The organism is Staphylococcus sp. NWU MK-U1 (assembly GCF_033283505.1).
Taxonomy (GTDB): domain Bacteria; phylum Bacillota; class Bacilli; order Staphylococcales; family Staphylococcaceae; genus Staphylococcus; species Staphylococcus haemolyticus.
Genome location: NZ_JAVSMG010000002.1, coordinates 190,080 through 205,808, shown reverse-complemented (window position 1 = coordinate 205,808; position 15,729 = coordinate 190,080). Strand labels below are relative to the sequence as shown.

Sequence of the window (15,729 nt, the reverse complement as noted above, 5' to 3'; positions counted from 1 at the left end):
TATCTATTTCCTCCTATTTACTAACCCTTCTGTGATTTGATCCAAGTTTTTAATTGCGTAAAATCATCATAAAGTAAAAGTTTCTCAACTTCCATTCTGGATTGTCTTAATTGATAAACACGACTTGTTTCAATATTTTGTTTGTTAGCATTATCTACAATTTTAATTATACCATTTTCTTCTGTTACAAAACCTAACTCATAAAATACTTTAAGCATAAATTTTAAAATATTAGGTTTAACATTCAAATGTTGACACAGTAACATACCCTCTTGTTCAAGATTGGTTTCTTTTTTAGTCATTAGCGCTTTGAAACAGCTTTTAAATTGATTTGACGTGGGCATACCATCAAAATATATACTCTGCTGATGTTGCAATACTAAATAGAGTTGTGAATAATTTAAGTTTTTGAGACTATCTTTAAGACTGTCTAAATCATTTGGCAAGTCTCTTAAAATTACTACTTCGTGTTCTTGATCGATTTTATCACCATAATAATAGTAATTATGATTCAATTTTTCTTTTTTAGGGTGTATTAAAAAAGCAACTCTAGTATCGTTTGGGTCTATATTTAATTGTTTACGTTTACTTCGGTAATCTAATATTTGTTCATTATTCGTTGCTATATCTTGAATAATAAACTGTGGTGATTGATTTCCGTTCCATTCATTGATTTGTAAATTTCCTAGTAGATTGATTGGTTGACCAGGTTCAATTTGAGTTGCTAACTGACCATTTTTCCAATATAGGCTTTGTAATTGTAACTGACCGGTTACTAGTTTCAAATGGTTTTTATCTTTTCCAATTGCTCTAACATCAACGACTTCATTATCATCAATTTCCAATAATGGTTTTTCAAAGTCTGTGCCAAATGGACTTAGTCTTTGTATATCACGAATGTTATTTATTGAAATATCATTCTCTTCTAATTTAACTGATACATGTTTCGTCGGTTCTAGTGACGTATGTTCTGATAATTTAAACATCCAGTCATTCAATCCTTGCTCTAATGCTTCAATATAATCTATTTCCATAGTCATACCCGCAGCCATATGATGACCACCAAACTTAGAAATTAAATCTTGATGTGCACTCAAAATTTCAAACATTGAAACTTGTTCTATACTACGAGCTGATCCTTTAGCATGATTTTGTTCTAAATTAATATTCAGAATTAAGGTAGGTAATGCATATGTCTCAACAATTTTAGATGCTACTATACCTAAGACACCTTCATGCCAATTTTCTTTAGCTAATAGTAAAAATTGATTGCCATTATTCACTTTTTCTTCAGCAATGGCTAGTGCCTCATCAGTTATCTGAGCTACTATTTCTTTACGTTCAACATTAAAATGTTCTACTTGTTCGGCAAGAAATTCAGCCTCTTCTTCATCTTCGGTCATTAATAACTCAGCAGCTAATGATGCATCCTCTAATCTACCAACGGCATTAAGTCGCGGCCCTATAATAAAACCTACAGTTTCTTCGTTAATCGTGTCATTATAACCAGCTTGGTTAAGTAATGCTTTAATTTGAATCGGGCAGTTTTGATTTAAAAATGATAAACCTTGTTTTACTATAGAGCGGTTTTCATCTGTCATTGACACTAAATCTGCTATAGTACCAATCGCAGCTAAACTTACAAAATAATTAGGAGGATTTTCTAATAAAACTTGAGATAATTTGTAAGCTACACCTGCACCACATAAAAAGTGAAATGGGTATTCATACTCTGGATGCATTGGATGTACGATGGCATACGCTTCAGGCAAAGTACGTCCAATTTCATGATGATCAGTTACTATGACATCAACTCCTAGCTTTTGTACCATTTCAATCTCTTTATGACCTTGTATGCCATTATCGACAGTTATGATGAGAGACACGCCTTCATCATAGGCATTTCTAAATGCAAGTTCATTAGGACCATAACCTTCTGAAAATCGATTAGGAATATACCAACCCACTTCAGCACCTAATGTCTGCAATGTATTAACTAATATAGTTGTAGAAGTGACACCATCGGCATCATAATCACCATATACCAATATACGCTCATTTTTATCAATTGCTTCATTGATTCGAGTCACCGCTTTTTCCATATCACTTAATAGCCATGGATTGTGGTTAATGATGGTTTCATCTAATAAGGCTTTAATTGACTCATCATCAGTTATCGATTTACTTTCAAGTAGTTTTTTTATAATAGGTGTTAATTGATATTTTTTTATTAAAGTTTCATTTATGTATTCTGTTGGAGGTTCATAGAGCCAGTTATATTTAGATTTAATCATGTAATTATCCTCCCTTTTTCCAAAGGTCATTATACCGAAAATTCAACTAAATAAAAAGTAAACAACGTTAAGTTGATAAAACTATTAATGATATTAGAAAAAGAGTAGAACATTGAATGCAATGTCCTACTCCCTAATAATTTATACTAAAATCTTTTCATCATTTGATTTTTTCTCTTTGTATACCGTTAATTTACCATTATCTGCTTTTTTAAGTTGTCGTTTCTTCATTATACCCCATAAAGGTACAGCGATAAATACTGAAGAGAATACACCAGATACTAATCCAATTAATAATGCTAATGAGAAATTGAATAAGCTTGATGCCCCAAATATTAAAATCGCAACTACGACAACAATTACTGTTAAAACAGTATTAACGGAACGAGTCATTGTTTGACGGATAGAGCGATTAACGATGTCATCGATTTGCTCTGGTTTGGTAATGACTTTAATTTTATGCAGATTTTCCCTTACACGGTCAAATGTTACAATCGTATCATTAATTGAATAACCTACGATAGTTAGTACTGCTGCAATAAATGTAATATCAACTTCCAAGCGAAGTAAGCTGAATAATGCAACAATCATAAAGACGTCATGCAGTAATGCTAATACTGATGATAGACCCATTCTCCATTCGAATCTTAGTGAAACATAGATAATAATACCTATTGCCGCATAGATAAGAGCCTTCATAGTGTTTTTAGCTAATTCTTGTCCAATCATTGGTGATACTGTATTTACAGTTGGTTTATGACCGTATTCATCGTTCACTTTTTTGTTAAGTTCTACAACTTCATTTTTAGATAAATCTTTCTTAAATTGCACAGTTGCTTGTTTATTGTCACTACCATTAATTTGAACTTGATCTGGAGTTAATCCCATGTCTTTCATCGTACGTTCAACTTTAGGTTGAGATAATTTTGTATCAGAGTCGATATCAACACGCGTACCTGCAGAGAAATCAATACCTAAGTTTAATTTGAATATACTTAAAATCACAATACCAACAATCAAAATCAGAATACTGAATCCGATTAATGGTTTGGCTAATTTAACAAAATCCCACTTTTCATATGAAGTTTTAAGGTCATGAACATCTACACCTTCATTAATATCATGTCTATTTTTCTTACTAACTCCAAATAGCCAGAATTTCTTCTTAAAGTAATTAGATGATACAAGTAATGATAATAAACCTCTTGATAAAAATACAGCTGTTACAAATATCATAAGAATACCTAAGAGTAACATTGTCGCAAAACCTTTTACTGAACTTTCACCGAAGAAGAATAATACACCCGCAGCAATAACTGTAGTTAAGTTCGAGTCAAATATCGTTAAGAAAGAACTCTTATTTGCTTTAGAGTAGGCTTGTTTTAACGTCCTACCAATTCGCAATTCATCTTTTATCCGTTCATACATAATTATGTTCGCATCTACAGCCATACCTACACCGAGTACGAGAGCTGCTAATCCTGGTAATGTAAGAACACCAGAAATGAAATTAAATGCTACTAAAGTAAGATAAATATAAACAGTTAAAGCGATGATAGCAACTAAACCAGGTAGTCTATAGAAACCGACCATAAATAGATATATAATTGCTACGCCTATCGCTGATGCAAATATTGTTTTATCAAGTGCATCTTGACCAAACTGTGCACCTACTGAATTAGAATAAATTTCTTTTAAATCAACAGGTAGTGAACCAGCATTTAGTAATTCTGCAATTTGTTTAGCTCTTTCCACACCTTGTTGACCATGGAATCCACCTGAAATTTCAACACTATCTGAATTAATAGGTTGATCTACTGAAGCAGCTGAAACGTATTTACGTTTATCTTCAGGTTTTTCTAACTCTTTATGGTAGCTATCACCTTTTTTATAATCAAGCCATACTACCATCATATTTTCTTGTTTTTTCGAAATTTCTTCTGTTACTTTTTTAAATTTAGCACGATCTTTTAATTTAAATGTAACAGCTGGTTCATTAGTACCTTGCTTAAATTCTTGTTTAGCTGAACCTTGTACAATATCTTTACCAGTTAATTTAACTTTATCATTGGCATCACGAATAGTTAAATTAGCTTGCGAAGATAATATTTTACGAGCTTCATCTGGATCTTTAACACCTGCTAATTGAACTCTAATTCTGTCTGGATCCTCAACTTGAATATGAGGTTCAGAAACACCGAGAACATTGACACGATTTTCCAAAGTTCTAGCAGTCGATTGTAAGGCTTTCTCATCAATTTTTTTATCACCATCTAATGGTTTAACCTGATAAAGAACTTCAAATCCACCTTGTAAATCTAATCCAAGATTTACGTTTTTAACTACATTCTTATATGTAAGCCCCATTCCAACGAACAAAACGGCTACAATTAGTATGAATGCAATTATCCTACTAAATTTCTTCACATGAACACCTCATTGTTTACTTATGTACTAAGAATAATCTTTTAATAAACCATGTGCAAGTTAATTAAAAATTACATAGTTATTACATGACCTATCTATATTAACATACTACATCTTTTAGTGAAATTAAGATTATTATGCACATACATAAAATATAAAAAACTGTCAACATAGTATGAACTTTGTCGACAGTTTTAAATAAATAAATTTCATTACCCTTAACTTTAAGAAGGGTCTACTTGTTTAATTGCTGGTTTTTCAAAAGTCATTTCTGTTCCATGACCATTAACTGTGATAACAACTGTAGTTTCATCGACAGCTTTAACAGTTCCTTTCAAACCACCAATAGTAGTAATACGTTGACCTGATTCGATTCGGCTAATCATTTCACGATGTTCTTTAGCACGTTTTTGTTGAGGTCGAATTAAAAAGAAATAAAATACTATAATTAAAATTATAGGTAAAATAAGTGCTGAAACGTTCATTATGTTGTCTCCTTATTAGAAATTTTTAGGGTTTTCTACATTAAGCCCATATTGTTCAAAGAATTCATCTTTAAAATCTAAAAGACGATCTTCTCGAATAGCTTGTCTAATATCTTCCATCAATTTTAGCAGAAAATGTAAATTATGAATAGTAGTAAGACGGATACCGAAAGTTTCTTCAGCTTTAATCAGATGTCTGATATAAGCACGTGAATAATTCTTACATGTGTAGCAATCACAATTTTCATCTAGTGGTTTAAAATCGTTTGCATACTTAGCATTCTTAATTACTAATCTTCCGTTTGAAGTCATACATGTACCATTTCTAGCAATACGCGTTGGTAATACACAATCAAACATATCCATGCCACGTATGCTACATTCAATTAATGCATCAGGAGAACCTACGCCCATTAAATAACGAGGTTTATCATCTGGCATATATTGCATTGTATGTTCAACCATTTCATACATAACTGGTTTAGGTTCGCCTACCGACAACCCACCGATAGCATATCCAGGGAAATCTAAAGCAACTAATTCCTTAGCACTTTGTTCTCTTAAATCTTTATATTCGCCACCTTGAATAATACCAAAGAGTGCTTGGTCCTCTGGGCGCTTATGTGCGTTTAAACAACGCTCAGCCCATCTCGTAGTGCGTTCAATTGAATCCTTAACATACTTATACTCAGAAGGCATAGGTGGACATTCATCGAAAGCCATCATTATATCTGAACCTAAGTCATTTTGTATTTCCATTGATTTCTCTGGACTTAAAAATAACTTCGATCCATTTGTATGGTGTCTAAACTCAACACCCTCTTCAGTTATCTTACGAAGATTACTTAAACTAAATACTTGGAAACCACCTGAATCAGTAAGAATAGGGCCATCCCAATTCATAAACTTATGTAGACCCCCAGCTTGTTTGATAATATCATTTCCAGGTTGTAACCACAAATGATATGTATTTCCTAATATTATTTTCGCTTCTATTTGTCTTAATTCTTCAGGACTCATTGTTTTAACAGTTGCTTTTGTTCCTACTGGCATAAACATAGGCGTTTCAAAAGAACCGTGCGGTGTATGAACGATACCTAAACGTGCACCTGATTGTTTACAAGTCTTTATATGTTCATAAGTTACTGCTGGCATATTTAATACCTCTCATTCATTAAATAATTAACATCGCATCTCCAAAACTGAAAAATCTATATTCTAGTTTAACAGCTTCTTTATATGCGTTTAAAATGTTTTCTCGACTACTAAATGCTGATACAAGCATGACTAAAGTTGATTTAGGTAAATGGAAATTAGTAATTAAACCATCTATAGCTTTATATGTAAATCCTGGATATATAAAAATATCAGTCCATCCACTAACAGCTACAAATTCATTGTAATCACGACGAATAGTCTCTAAAGTCCTTGTTGAGGTTGTACCTACAGAAATGATTCTATGACCTTCTTTTTTTGTTTGATTTAATAAGTCAGCTGTTTCTTGGGTCATTTGATAATATTCACTATGCATTTCATGGTCATTAATATCTTCAACACTTACAGGTCTAAATGTTCCTAATCCAACATGCAATGTTATAAATGCAATATTTATACCTTTTGCTCTAATTTCATCTAATAGTTCATCTGTAAAATGCAACCCTGCTGTTGGTGCTGCTGCAGAACCACTTTCTTTAGCGTAAACAGTTTGATAGCGGTCAGGGTCATCTAATCGTTCTTTTATATATGGCGGTAAAGGCATTTCACCGAGTTCATTTAATCTTTCCTCAAGAATTCCCTCATAATGCAAACGCATGATACGTCCACCTTGATCCAATTCCTCTATACATTCAGCTATTATCTTACCCTCTCCGAAAGACAACTTATTCCCCACTTTAATTCGCTTTGCTGGTTTAAGTAAAACTTCCCAATCATTATTCTCAATTCGAGTAAGCATAAGCATTTCAACTTTTGCACCAGTCTCTTCTTTTAAACCAAATAATCGTGCAGGCATAACACGTGTATCATTTAAGACAAGTGTATCACCAGTTTCCAAGTAATCAATGACATCTTTAAAATGTTTATGTTCAATGTTACCACTGTTTCTACCTAACACTAACAATCTACTTTGGTCTCTATCTTTTAATGGGGTCTGAGCAATTAATGATTCAGGCAAGTCATAATCAAATTCCTCAACATTCATTTTTTATATCCCTCATTTATTAAAATTTTTGAAATGTTCGTATGCAAATGCAGTAGCTTTTCTACCTCTTGGTGTACGCTCTATAAATCCTTTTTGAATTAAAAAAGGCTCATAGACATCTTCAATTGTTATACGCTCCTCACCGATAGAAACAGCTATAGTATCAAGACCTACCGGACCACCATCATATTGATTAATGATGCATCTCATCATTTTATGATCAATGTAGTCTAAACCTTCTGCATCTACTTGAAGCAATTGTAAAGCTTGTTTCGTAGTCTCAATATAAATTTGTTCATCTTCATTGACTTGTTGAAAATCTCTAACGCGTTTCAATAAACGATTTGCGACTCGAGGCGTTCCTCGTGAACGTTTAGCTAACTCAGTTGCACTTTCATCATCAATTTTTGTGTTTAACACTTCTGCTGTTCGAATTATAATTTCTTTTAAATCATTCTCATTATAATATTCTAATCTCAGATGAACGCCAAATCTATCTCTTAGTGGACCAGTTAAGCTTCCAGCCCGTGTAGTCGCACCTACTAGCGTAAATGGAGGCAAATCTATTCTAATACTACGAGCTTCATCACCTTTTCCAATGATAATATCAATGAAGAAATCTTCCATCGCTGAATATAAAACTTCTTCAACGGTGCTGCTTAAACGATGAATTTCGTCAATGAATAGTACATCCCCAGGTTGCAAACCAGATAGTATTGCTGCTAAGTCACCTGGTCTATCTAATGACGGACCTGAGACAGTTCTTATATTAACGTTCATTTCATTTGCGATAATATTTGATAGTGTTGTTTTACCTAACCCTGGTGGACCGAATAGAAGTACATGATCTAATGGCTCTTCACGTAGTTTAGCTGCTTTAATGAATACTTCTAAGTTGTTCTTTATTGATGATTGCCCAATATATTGTTTTAACATTGTTGGTCTAAGTGATAATTCGAAAGAAGTTTCTTCACTATGCAAAGATTGATCAACCATTCTGTCATCCATAATTTCTCCCCCCAGTTACATTAGTAGTTGTAAATAATATGATTTTTCAAATTTAAGACACAAGTGTTTTTAGTCCTAGTTTTACTGCTTCATCAACAGAATCAAATGTTGATTTGTTGAGTACTTTTTCAACTTTAGAAATTTCTCGTTTTGAGTAACCTAAAGCCTCTAGGGCGAGTAATGCTTCTTTAACTAGTTTTTCGTTATTTGAATTTTCTTCATTGATGCTTAAAAGTGTCTCAGTTGTTTCATTTGTAATTTGAACTTTGCCCTTTAGATCCAACACAATTTGACGTGCAGTTTTCTTACCAATACCTGGAAACTTAGTCAAATATGCATCATTCTCATTTTCAATTGCCATTTTAACTTCATTTGGTGTACTAGTAGCTAAAATTGCTAATGCAGACTTTGGACCTATACCTGTAACTTTGATTAAACTTAAGAACATATCTTTTTCTTCTTCATTAATAAATCCATAAAGTAACTGAGCATCTTCTCTAACAATTAAAGATGTATAAATTACTAATTCTTTCTCCAAATATTTTTGAAATCGATAGGAATTTGGAGTCTGAATTTCATATCCAACTCCATTAATTGATTCAACAACTACATGCGTTGGAAATAATTGCGTCAATTTACCTCTAATATAAGCGTACATTCGTTACCTTCCTTACATACTCATACTTATTAATTCAACTTTAGAAACATGTTCAATATTTCTTAATGCCTTTATAATTTCATCAATTGAAATGGTGGTATCTTTTGCGCTAAGTGATAATGTTATCGTAGCTTTCTCTTCCATTGGTACACTTTGATGTATAGTAAGAACAGATAATTGCAATTTAGAAACCGTATTAAGTACTTGCGCTAACATCCCAACAATATCATTAACATAAAGAATAAGCGTAAATTCACGATGATCTAACATTTTTTCATCTACAGGGAAGATTGTTTCTCTATATTTATAAAATGCACTACGTGAAAGATCAAATAATTTAACAGCTTCATAAATGGACAATTCTGGATTATTTTTTAAAGCATCTTTAATTTTTAATGTTTTTACCACTGATTCAGGTAAGACATCTTCACGTATCAAGTAAAACTTTTTATAATCTTTGTTGTCCACTGTTAGCACTCCTATTCTACAAATTCAAATTCTCCACCTAAAATTCTAACGATGTCTCCATTACTACAGCCACGTTCTCTCAGTGCATCATCTATACCCATTGAACGCATTTGTCTAGCAAACCTTCTTACTGCTGGGTCACTATTAAAGTCTGTCATTTTGAACATTCTCTCAATTGCATTACCACTTACTACATACGCACCATCGTCGTCTCTAGTGATAGTGAATTTATCTTGAGAAGGCGTGTGTTTATAAAGTACACGGTTAACACCTATTTCTTCATCGTTATCAACGCTAAAGTCAATATCTTTAACTTCATCTAATTTATCTGCTATAGCGTATAATAACTGTTCAATATTATCTCTTGTAATTGTAGAAACAGGAATTATCGTAACGCTATCATCAACTTGTTCTTTAAATAAAGTTAAATTATCTTGTGCATCGGGCATATCCATTTTATTAGCGACCACAATTTGAGGTCTATCCTCTAATCGTTGTTTATAATTTACTAATTCTTTATTTATAATTTGGTAATCATCAAATGGATCTCTACCTTCTGACCCACTCATATCTATCATATGAACAATCACTTTTGTACGTTCAACATGTCTTAAAAACTGATGTCCTAATCCAACACCATCTGAAGCGCCTTCAATTAAACCTGGTAAATCGGCCATAACAAAACTTCTATTGTCAGGTGTTGAAACGACACCTAAATTTGGCTTAATTGTAGTAAAATGATACGCACCAATCTTAGGCTTTGCTTTTGAAACTATTGACAATAATGTTGATTTACCAACACTAGGGAATCCAACTAATCCAACATCTGCTAATAATTTAAGCTCTAATGTTACATCTAATTCTTCACCTGGCTCACCATTTTCACTAAAGTCTGGTGCTGGGTTTCTAGGTGTAGCAAAACGAGAATTACCTCGTCCACCACGTCCACCACGAGCTATGACAGCACGTTGGCCATCTTCAACAAGGTCAGCTAATACTTCATCAGTTTCCACACTTTTGATTATTGTACCAGGAGGTACTTTTAACACTAAATCGTCTGCACCTCTACCATGCATATTACTACTTTGCCCATTTTCGCCCTTTTTAGCTTTAAAATGACGTTGGTATCTAAAATCTAATAATGTTCTTAATCCCTCATCTACTTCAAAAACAACTGATGCGCCTTTACCACCGTCGCCACCAGCTGGTCCTCCAAATGGAACATATTTCTCTTTTCTATAGGCAGTGATACCATTACCACCATCACCAGCTTTAAGAGATATTGTAACTTGATCGACAAACATATATCTCACCTCTTTTACGATTTGTTCTTTAATGACAACATTATATCATTATCCATTAAAGCATGAAAAATTAACACTATAAAATTACTGCTTTTATATTAAAACAAAATAAAACACCAGAAGCATTCACTTCTGGTGTTAACTAGACAAAATTATTCAGCTACTGCGTATACAGAAACTTGTTTTTTGTCGCGACCTTTACGTTCGAAACGAACAACGCCGTCGATTTTAGCGAATAATGTATCATCGCCACCACGACCTACATTTTCACCAGGATAAATTTTAGTACCACGTTGACGGTATAAAATAGATCCGCCTGTAACGTATTGACCATCAGCACGTTTAGCACCTAAACGTTTTGATTCTGAGTCACGACCGTTTTTAGTAGAACTTACCCCTTTTTTAGATGCGAAGAACTGTAAGTTTAATTTTAACATCGGGATACACCTCACTTGTAATTTAATCTGATATTTTCATTATATTCATCTTCAATCGTTTGTAAAGAAACTAACATTGCTTGAAGAATTAATTGCGCTTGTTCATTGTTTGTATCTACACTTCTAATATGAAAATGACCTCCATCATCCTCATAGTCAATGTCTGGTTTCTCAGAAGTTAAACCTAGAATTGCATTAACGCTTCCAAATAAAACCGCTGACGCACCTGCACAAACAATGTCATGTCCATATTCACCATGATTAGCATGACCATCCATAATAACGTCTGTTACTTTTCCACTATCATTAATAGTGATGTCGACTGTAATCATAAATTAAACGTTGATTTTATCAATAGTTAATTTAGTATATGGTTGACGATGGCCTTTTTTACGTTTAGAGTCTTTACGACGTTTATACGTAAATACAGTGATTTTTTTACCGCGACCTTGTTTGTTAACTGTAGCAGTAACAGTAGCACCTTCAACAGTTGGGGCACCAACTTTAACTGAATCGCCACCTACAAATAATACTTTATCAAATGTGAATGAGTCACCTTCATTAACATCTAATTTTTCAACGAAGATTTCTTGACCTTCTTCTACTTTAATTTGTTTACCGCCTGTTTCGATAATAGCAAACATACTTTGCACCTCCTATATTAATAAGTCACGCCATATATAGGTGACATTAAAAATGTTCTTAAACCTATATTTGAGCGGTTGTATGTAGCTATAAAACTACTCAACTATTTCATCTTACCATTACTAAATACCGGTGTCAATCTTGTATATGAGTTTTTTTCATAAATTTTATAAAAACTGGGAAAAGTATAATAAGTAAAATGACATTTAATATAATAGTTGGAATCATTCTTAATAAAATGAAATTGATTATATCAATATTAGCGAATCCAATCACAGCATAAATAATTGCTACGTAAATTTCGAAAACAATAATACTAATAATACTCAAAATACAAATCGTTGTATAGTCTCGATAAAAAACTTTAAGAAATTTATCAAATATAACGACAAGTGCTAAGTAACCAAACATATATAATCCATAGACACTGCCGACATATACATCAGTTACGATTCCAAACAGAATTGCGAATATTAATCCGATTCCAAAGCCACGATAAATCGTTATCAACAATATATACAACAAAATTAAGTGAGGAATAAAATTAAACTCGAAATGACCAAGATGCATTGGGATTAGAAGTCCAATGATACTGTCAATGTAAAACAGTACTACACCAACAATTAAGTACAAAAATACTCTCATCAATTGTCCCTGCTTTCATCGGTAGCGTTGTCAGGATCTTTTTTGGCGATATATATATGGCTAATATCGGATAAATTAGCGCCTGTTTTAACTCTAACTTCTTTTGCTAATCCGTACTCATCATTTTCAACTTTGGTCACTTCACCTATGTATAAATCACTTGGTAATTGATCGGCTAACCCACTAGTTACAACCTTATCGCCTTTTGAAATCTTATCTTTATTATTGATATTGCCAATGACTAGTTCTTGATTCTTTTTATCATAGTGGTCGATTAAGCCAAATACATTTTTAGAATCGTGTTGAATGTTAACAGACAATTTACCTGTTCTAGTGTTAGTAGATAATAAGTCTACTTGTGCTGAAAATTGGTTAACTTTCGTTACTCTTCCAACTAAACCTTCAGCTGTCATAACAGCCATATTTGATTTAACACCGTCTTTATTTCCTTTATCAATGATTACTGTATTCATCCATTGGTCAGCATTTCTAGCGATTACAGCACCAGAAATTGGATCATATTTAGAAATATCAGTCATATCTAATTCTTTTTTTAAATCTTTATTTTCCGCTTCTAACTTTTCATTTTTAGCCTCTAGTTGTTTTATTTTCTTGTTGTCAGTTGTTTTATTTGAGCTAAAAAGATTATTTATCGCTCCAGTAACAAAATTGACAGGATAGCTCACGACTCTTTGCCCAAGAGAAACAGAATCTCCCACATATTGTTCAGGAGGTGATTGTGTATGTGACCTTATGGACAAACCAATCAGTGCAATAAAAATTATAACAGCACAAAAAACAACAATTAATTTGTTATTTTTAAAAAACTTTTGCACTCATAACACCTCTACAAATTCTAATTTAAATCATCCTTTATTATTTTATATTACTCGTTGTTTGAAATAAAGCACTAAGTTCATTCTATATCAACATCTTTGAATAAAAAAGAGATTAGATAGCACAACTATTACGCAATGCGTCAAATAGCTAGTGGTACCTAATCTTAATAAACTCAGTATGAACTCAATTTAGTTATTTATCTTTATCCTTTTTATCATCGTCACTATAAAGTTTTTCATCTTTTCTCCATTTAGCGAAAAGATTTTGTGCTTTTGCTTGTTCATTTGCTTGTTTTTCTTTAGATTGTTCAGACATGTATCACACCAACCTTTGAAATATAGTTTATAACTTAACCATAACGTAGAAAATAAACTAGTTCAATTATGAAAACTTAATTAATATGCATCAAAAGGCTTTAATTCAATATATTGACCAAGTGCATTCAAATCTTGTTCCATTTCTATTTCAGTTCGATATACTTTTATCTGATCACTACCAAATTTATAAATAATGAATTCGTCATTACGTTGTCCAGCAATGTAATTGTCATTATATCCCATTCTTCCTAAGCCTGATACCGCCATAAACTCTTTCTTATCTATGTATTTAAATACATTTCTAGTTTGACTTGCCGGGATATTTTGTAAAATATCATTATCCTCAAGCACATAACGCTTACCATTTGTTGATATGTTATGAGGACGATCTAAATTGTTTGGTGAGTTATTCAACTGCTCATTGTTTATAGAATGATTTATCGGATTCCAATCTTGGTCCCTTAGAAATGGTGCGTATTTTAATGCAAAATATATAATACAAATAATAGCTATAACTGCAATAATATTTTTTATAATACTAAGAAAAAACCGCATTAAATACCCTCCAATAGTAATCTTTATCATTATAATAGAACAACATTATATCAACATCAGTCTTTAGCATGATAATGCTCTGTACTAAAGTATGATTCCAAATTAATCCTGGATGCTTTATAATAAGGTTATATTATCGTTTATGGATATTCATGAGGAGTGTTGATAATGAGTATTGTAAGTATCATTTTAATTGCATTACTTGTGATATTGTTATTTAGAGTTGGGTTTGCAATTCTTAGATTTATAATATCTGCAGCCTTAATAGTATTAGGATTATATTTAGGATATCAAGGCATACTTTGGATTATGGAAAATTTCCAAGTACTTTCAGCCTATATTCAATAAATTATTAAACTAGCCAAGTCTCAATTCTTGTAGGATTGATATTGCAATGGCTAGTTTTATTTTTTAAATGTATGTGTCAGATAGTTAAATAATTTATATACACCAGATAATAATAGTCCCCATATTACCCCAGTAATTAGCGAGGCAAAGATTAATGATGCTATATTAATATTTTGACTGCTAATCAGTACACCTATCACAGTAAATATGACAATCCCCATCATAGATAATATAATTGTCGTGAACATTTCTTTGAGTCCAATTGTATGTTCTTTAATAGTAAGTCTTAGAACATAAACTACTGGTATCAAAATTCCTATTATTAAAAATAATGTCATAATACACCTCTATAAAATTTTTCAACCATAATTATACAAGATTACTAATATTTTAAACAAATAATACCCTTAATTACTCAAGTCAAAGTAACCTTCTTCTACTAAACTAGCATATTTTTGATCACCAATAATTATATGATCAAGGACTTGAATTCCTAGTAATTCACCACATTCCTTTAACCTAATTGTTGTTTCTATATCTTCTTTAGAAGGTGTGACATCGTCAGAAGGATGATTATGTAAAACTATAATCGCATTACTAGATGCTCTAATAGCTGCTTTGAAAACTTCACGTGGATGTATTACTGAAGAATTTAATGTCCCTTTATAAATCGTTTCTTCTTTTATCACAATATTTTTAGAGTTTAATAGAAGTACTACAAAATGTTCTTGCGTCAAATCTTTCATTTTTGACATCATAATATTAGATACATCACTTGGTGATGTTATCTTAACTTTTTCATTAAAATCTCTAGCATACATTCTTTCACCTAATTCAAAAGCAGCTTTAAGGATGACTGCTTTATAGAGTCCAATTCCTTTAATTGTAGTTAAATCATTAATCGATAAATGTTTTAGTTCTTTCAAACCATTAAAGCTAATCATTAATTCATTAGCAATATCTAAACTTGAAAATCCGTGTCTTCCTGTATTTATAAGAATTGCTAATAACTCACTATTGGATAAACTTTTTGCTCCATTGTGAATAAGACGCTCTCTAGGTAATTCAGACTTTGCCATACTTTTAATTCTCAAACTA

19 protein-coding genes and 1 other annotated feature are annotated in these 15,729 nt (G+C 32.1%); of the genes, 1 reads left to right on the top strand and 18 read right to left on the bottom strand.

Annotated elements, in window-relative coordinates:
- Positions 1 to 20: 20 nt before the first annotated feature.
- The 16 genes from recJ to SBL16_RS03980 form a co-directional block, all read right to left on the bottom strand.
- Positions 21 to 2,294, bottom strand: a complete 2,274-nt coding sequence (gene recJ / locus SBL16_RS04055) for a single-stranded-DNA-specific exonuclease RecJ (protein ID WP_107611744.1) — start codon at positions 2,292 to 2,294, stop codon at positions 21 to 23.
- A gap of 141 nt (positions 2,295 to 2,435) precedes the next feature.
- Entirely contained in the window at positions 2,436 to 4,721 is a 2,286-nt protein-coding gene (secDF, locus tag SBL16_RS04050; protein WP_107611743.1) for a protein translocase subunit SecDF, read from the bottom strand.
- A 224-nt stretch (positions 4,722 to 4,945) separates the two neighbouring features.
- Complete coding sequence (gene yajC, locus SBL16_RS04045) at positions 4,946 to 5,206, bottom strand: preprotein translocase subunit YajC (RefSeq protein ID WP_011275581.1); 261 nt, start codon at positions 5,204 to 5,206, stop codon at positions 4,946 to 4,948.
- A 15-nt stretch (positions 5,207 to 5,221) separates the two neighbouring features.
- Positions 5,222 to 6,361 carry a tRNA guanosine(34) transglycosylase Tgt gene (gene tgt / locus SBL16_RS04040; RefSeq protein WP_107611742.1) on the bottom strand — a complete coding sequence of 380 codons (1,140 nt, stop codon included), beginning with the start codon at positions 6,359 to 6,361 and terminating at the stop codon, positions 5,222 to 5,224.
- A 19-nt stretch (positions 6,362 to 6,380) separates the two neighbouring features.
- Entirely contained in the window at positions 6,381 to 7,406 is a 1,026-nt protein-coding gene (gene queA / locus SBL16_RS04035; protein ID WP_053016707.1) for a tRNA preQ1(34) S-adenosylmethionine ribosyltransferase-isomerase QueA, read from the bottom strand.
- Between the two features lie 12 nt (positions 7,407 to 7,418).
- On the bottom strand, positions 7,419 to 8,414 hold the full coding sequence (ruvB, locus tag SBL16_RS04030) for a Holliday junction branch migration DNA helicase RuvB (RefSeq protein ID WP_037536735.1): 996 nt from the start codon (positions 8,412 to 8,414) through the stop codon (positions 7,419 to 7,421).
- 52 nt (positions 8,415 to 8,466) lie between these two features.
- On the bottom strand, positions 8,467 to 9,072 hold the full coding sequence (gene ruvA, locus SBL16_RS04025; RefSeq protein ID WP_107611741.1) for a Holliday junction branch migration protein RuvA: 606 nt from the start codon (positions 9,070 to 9,072) through the stop codon (positions 8,467 to 8,469).
- A 12-nt stretch (positions 9,073 to 9,084) separates the two neighbouring features.
- Entirely contained in the window at positions 9,085 to 9,540 is a 456-nt protein-coding gene (locus SBL16_RS04020; protein WP_037536739.1) for an ACT domain-containing protein, read from the bottom strand.
- An 11-nt stretch (positions 9,541 to 9,551) separates the two neighbouring features.
- Positions 9,552 to 10,844, bottom strand: a complete 1,293-nt coding sequence (gene obgE / locus SBL16_RS04015) for a GTPase ObgE (RefSeq protein WP_317952837.1) — start codon at positions 10,842 to 10,844, stop codon at positions 9,552 to 9,554.
- Positions 10,845 to 10,996: 152 nt separating this feature from the next.
- On the bottom strand, positions 10,997 to 11,281 hold the full coding sequence (rpmA, locus tag SBL16_RS04010; RefSeq protein WP_011275573.1) for a 50S ribosomal protein L27: 285 nt from the start codon (positions 11,279 to 11,281) through the stop codon (positions 10,997 to 10,999).
- 11 nt (positions 11,282 to 11,292) lie between these two features.
- On the bottom strand, positions 11,293 to 11,613 hold the full coding sequence (locus SBL16_RS04005) for a ribosomal-processing cysteine protease Prp (RefSeq protein WP_037536746.1): 321 nt from the start codon (positions 11,611 to 11,613) through the stop codon (positions 11,293 to 11,295).
- Positions 11,614 to 11,616: 3 nt separating this feature from the next.
- The gene (rplU, locus tag SBL16_RS04000; RefSeq protein ID WP_107611738.1) at positions 11,617 to 11,925 is read right to left on the bottom strand and encodes a 50S ribosomal protein L21; all 309 of its coding nucleotides are present in this window, start codon (positions 11,923 to 11,925) and stop codon (positions 11,617 to 11,619) included.
- Between the two features lie 13 nt (positions 11,926 to 11,938).
- Positions 11,939 to 12,015: a sequence feature (ribosomal protein L21 leader region), on the bottom strand.
- Between the two features lie 46 nt (positions 12,016 to 12,061).
- Positions 12,062 to 12,571: a rod shape-determining protein MreD gene (gene mreD, locus SBL16_RS03995; protein WP_317952834.1), complete on the bottom strand. Its 510-nt coding sequence runs from the start codon at positions 12,569 to 12,571 to the stop codon at positions 12,062 to 12,064.
- Complete coding sequence (mreC, locus tag SBL16_RS03990; RefSeq protein ID WP_053016710.1) at positions 12,571 to 13,407, bottom strand: rod shape-determining protein MreC; 837 nt, start codon at positions 13,405 to 13,407, stop codon at positions 12,571 to 12,573. Before mreC ends, mreD begins: the two co-directional genes overlap by 1 nt.
- Before the next feature lie 196 nt (positions 13,408 to 13,603).
- The gene (locus tag SBL16_RS03985; RefSeq protein ID WP_011275568.1) at positions 13,604 to 13,726 is read right to left on the bottom strand and encodes a hypothetical protein; all 123 of its coding nucleotides are present in this window, start codon (positions 13,724 to 13,726) and stop codon (positions 13,604 to 13,606) included.
- An 80-nt stretch (positions 13,727 to 13,806) separates the two neighbouring features.
- On the bottom strand, positions 13,807 to 14,283 hold the full coding sequence (locus SBL16_RS03980) for a DUF4930 family protein (RefSeq protein WP_053018225.1): 477 nt from the start codon (positions 14,281 to 14,283) through the stop codon (positions 13,807 to 13,809).
- A gap of 168 nt (positions 14,284 to 14,451) precedes the next feature.
- On the opposite strand from SBL16_RS03980, the gene SBL16_RS03975 reads away from it, so the two are divergent.
- A complete protein-coding gene (locus tag SBL16_RS03975) occupies positions 14,452 to 14,631 on the top strand; it encodes a hypothetical protein (protein ID WP_053016712.1) in 180 nt (59 codons plus the stop codon).
- 56 nt (positions 14,632 to 14,687) lie between these two features.
- Here the strand turns inward: SBL16_RS03975 and SBL16_RS03970 are convergent, their stop codons facing one another.
- Both SBL16_RS03970 and radC read right to left on the bottom strand, forming a co-directional pair.
- A complete protein-coding gene (locus tag SBL16_RS03970) occupies positions 14,688 to 14,942 on the bottom strand; it encodes a hypothetical protein (RefSeq protein ID WP_233667952.1) in 255 nt (84 codons plus the stop codon).
- A gap of 96 nt (positions 14,943 to 15,038) precedes the next feature.
- On the bottom strand, positions 15,039 to 15,725 hold the full coding sequence (gene radC / locus SBL16_RS03965; protein WP_317952826.1) for a RadC family protein: 687 nt from the start codon (positions 15,723 to 15,725) through the stop codon (positions 15,039 to 15,041).
- Between the last annotated feature and the right edge of the window lie 4 nt (positions 15,726 to 15,729).

Coding starts and splice junctions, on each gene's coding strand:
- obgE (WP_317952837.1), bottom strand. CDS start 10,844: ATGTTTGTCGATCAAGTTACAATATCTCTTAAAGCTGGTGATGGTGGT.
- SBL16_RS03985 (WP_011275568.1), bottom strand. CDS start 13,726: ATGTCTGAACAATCTAAAGAAAAACAAGCAAATGAACAAGCAAAAGCA.
- rpmA (WP_011275573.1), bottom strand. CDS start 11,281: ATGTTAAAATTAAACTTACAGTTCTTCGCATCTAAAAAAGGGGTAAGT.
- SBL16_RS04005 (WP_037536746.1), bottom strand. CDS start 11,613: ATGATTACAGTCGACATCACTATTAATGATAGTGGAAAAGTAACAGAC.
- ruvB (WP_037536735.1), bottom strand. CDS start 8,414: ATGGATGACAGAATGGTTGATCAATCTTTGCATAGTGAAGAAACTTCT.
- tgt (WP_107611742.1), bottom strand. CDS start 6,361: ATGCCAGCAGTAACTTATGAACATATAAAGACTTGTAAACAATCAGGT.
- ruvA (WP_107611741.1), bottom strand. CDS start 9,072: ATGTACGCTTATATTAGAGGTAAATTGACGCAATTATTTCCAACGCAT.
- recJ (WP_107611744.1), bottom strand. CDS start 2,294: ATGATTAAATCTAAATATAACTGGCTCTATGAACCTCCAACAGAATAC.
- SBL16_RS03975 (WP_053016712.1), top strand. CDS start 14,452: ATGAGTATTGTAAGTATCATTTTAATTGCATTACTTGTGATATTGTTA.
- mreD (WP_317952834.1), bottom strand. CDS start 12,571: ATGAGAGTATTTTTGTACTTAATTGTTGGTGTAGTACTGTTTTACATT.
- SBL16_RS03980 (WP_053018225.1), bottom strand. CDS start 14,283: ATGCGGTTTTTTCTTAGTATTATAAAAAATATTATTGCAGTTATAGCT.
- rplU (WP_107611738.1), bottom strand. CDS start 11,925: ATGTTTGCTATTATCGAAACAGGCGGTAAACAAATTAAAGTAGAAGAA.
- yajC (WP_011275581.1), bottom strand. CDS start 5,206: ATGAACGTTTCAGCACTTATTTTACCTATAATTTTAATTATAGTATTT.
- queA (WP_053016707.1), bottom strand. CDS start 7,406: ATGAATGTTGAGGAATTTGATTATGACTTGCCTGAATCATTAATTGCT.